The organism is uncultured Aquincola sp. (genome assembly GCF_964001545.1).
Lineage (GTDB): Bacteria > Pseudomonadota > Gammaproteobacteria > Burkholderiales > Burkholderiaceae_C > Aquincola.
The window spans coordinates 1-2,176 of record NZ_CAXFDV010000363.1 but is presented as its reverse complement, the minus strand read 5'-3'; the positions used below and the strand labels follow the sequence as shown (position 1 = coordinate 2,176).

At 64.2% G+C, this 2,176-nt stretch carries 2 protein-coding genes; both read right to left on the bottom strand.

Translation table 11 applies throughout. The annotated features are described in order from the left end of the window. A partial coding sequence (locus ABNT58_RS12485; RefSeq protein WP_348753800.1) for a hypothetical protein occupies nucleotides 1–1,297 on the bottom strand: 1,297 nt, incomplete at its 3' end. Further along, nucleotides 1,294–2,176 (bottom strand): DUF2345 domain-containing protein (locus ABNT58_RS12480; protein ID WP_348753799.1); only part of this gene is annotated, 883 nt, incomplete at its 5' end. The genes ABNT58_RS12485 and ABNT58_RS12480, both read right to left, overlap by 4 nt.

Below are 2,176 nucleotides of genomic sequence, written 5' to 3'. Positions count from 1 at the left end.
CCGCTTCATCCTTGGGCGTCGCATACTCCTCCTTCGGAATATTCAACATGATCCACTTGTGGCTCATCTGCGTGCCCAAGGTCTTGGTTTCATTCAATCCCCGCGCCGGCACTTGCCGGGTTTTGCCCTCTTTGTCGACGTGCTCGTAGGTCATGCGTGTGCCATCGGCGTTCTTGCCGGTCAGCGCCTTTTCGTCGTTGATATCCACCTCGCTGGTCTCGCCGCCTGCGGCTTTCATCACCTCCGGCAGTCCCAGAAAGACCAGGCTGCCAGCGATGCTGCCCTTGGTTTCACCGACGACGATCTTGGTAGCCGGCGTCCGCCAGATGTGGTCGATGCCTCGGCCGCGGGGCAGGTCGTGCTCTTCCATCCGGAGCCCACGGCGGTTGATCTTCTTGAACCGGCGCTGCTCCAACGCGTAGTAGTCGCTGATGTGCTCGGCCAGCGTGCCGTCAAGCCAGGAGTTCTTCTTCTGCCCCTTTTTGTCGGCCTCGCGCTTGTCGTGTGAATTGGTTCGACTCGCCTGGGCGTCGGGTGTCTCGCGCCTCTCTTTTCGTGCAACCGCAGCGTTGTCATGCTCGACCTTCTTTGGCTTGCTCGGCGGCTCCGCTTTGCCGTGTCCGGCACCCTGCTCGTGATGGCCGCCCGCGCTGCCCGGTTTGCCGCTGGGCACGCCCGTCGCGTGGGTGCTTGCGGGCTTGGGCTGCTCCAACACCTTGGCCGCCTTCTGCTGGATCTCGCGCACCGCCTGGCTCAACATCCCGGAGGCCTTGTGGCGCAGCAGCTTGAGCTGCGTGAGGAACTGGTTCACCTTGGCGTGTCCCAGCATGGTTCGCAGGGCCCAGCTGTCCAGGGCTTCGATGAACTGATCCACCACCCGATGGAATTGCTGCGTGATCTGCCGGGTCAGCCCGCCCCAGTCGGCGCTTCTCAGCCAGCGTTCGACGTGGCCGCGCAGTTGCGGGCTGACGGCGTCCAGCACACGGCCCAGCGGATGGCCATGGCGGATGAACTTGAACGCCACCTTGAAGGCGTCACCGAAGCCGGGCACCAAGCCCACCAGCGTCACCGCCATGTCGGCCCAGGCCCACGGATTGGTCGGGTTGGCCGTGAGCGCCACCACGCCCAGCACCAGGTCGCGCACATCCATCGCCTGCCCTACGCCCGGAACCACCGACAACACGCCGCTGACGATGATCTGTGATGCAGAGTTGCCCTGCCCGCTGACCACGCCCATCAGCCACCGGCTGACACCTTCATCGGCCTGCTGAATCACCTGTCGGGTGGCGGCGCTCATGTGTCGTCTCCTGGCGGGGTGCCGGCATGCTTGCTGGCGTAGTCGCGCTGCTGGTCGGCGTCGATCTCGTTCGTGTAGCTGTAGTCCCCCCAGAATTGCTGGGTGTCGTACGCATCCGGGTTGAGCACCGCATCGATCTCATCCGGAAAGTAGTTGTCCAGGAGGTATTCATCCTCTTGCGCCAGGTAGCGGTCGAGCACCACTTTCGCGGAGGCTGCGTCGGTGACGCGCATGCCCAGAACTGCGTTTGGTTCCGTCTCACGTCGAGGCACGGCGTCGCGCCGGTCTTCGCCGTATTCCACGAAGGCCTGCGCATCAGGCACATCTTCCAGGCGTGCAAAGCCTTGGTCGTCGAGCTCCCCTTGCCGTACCTCGCCATTGGCAAACACCAGCTTGTAGGGAGCACCCGCCACGGGCTTTTTGTCGGGATAGGTGTAGCGCAACTCCATCCACGGCTTGGCGGTGGGCATCGGCAACTTCACCGGCGCCATACTCCTGGCCCCGCTGAAGTCATGGCTGGCTGCATGCATCACATGGCTGCCGATGGTGCCGCTGTCGATGCCGCTGGCACTCCAGCGGGTGTAGCTGCCGCCGCCGTTGATCAGCACCTCCTTCGCACCCTGGATCTCGATGCGCTCTGCGGTCATCGTGATCTTCAGCTTGGCCAGCATCTGGAGGTTGGCCTTGAGCGCACGGATGTCGATGTCTTCCCGGGCGCTGATGAGCTTGATGCCGGCCCGGTACGCGAACAGCCGCACGGCCTCGGCAGCGCTGGCCAGCAGGCTCTTGCCCGTGGCGACGCTGGTGTGCCCGCCGCTGCTGATGGCGTGGTGCTGGCCGCTGTGTTGGTGGGTGGTGGCCGGGGTGGTGCTTTCGATG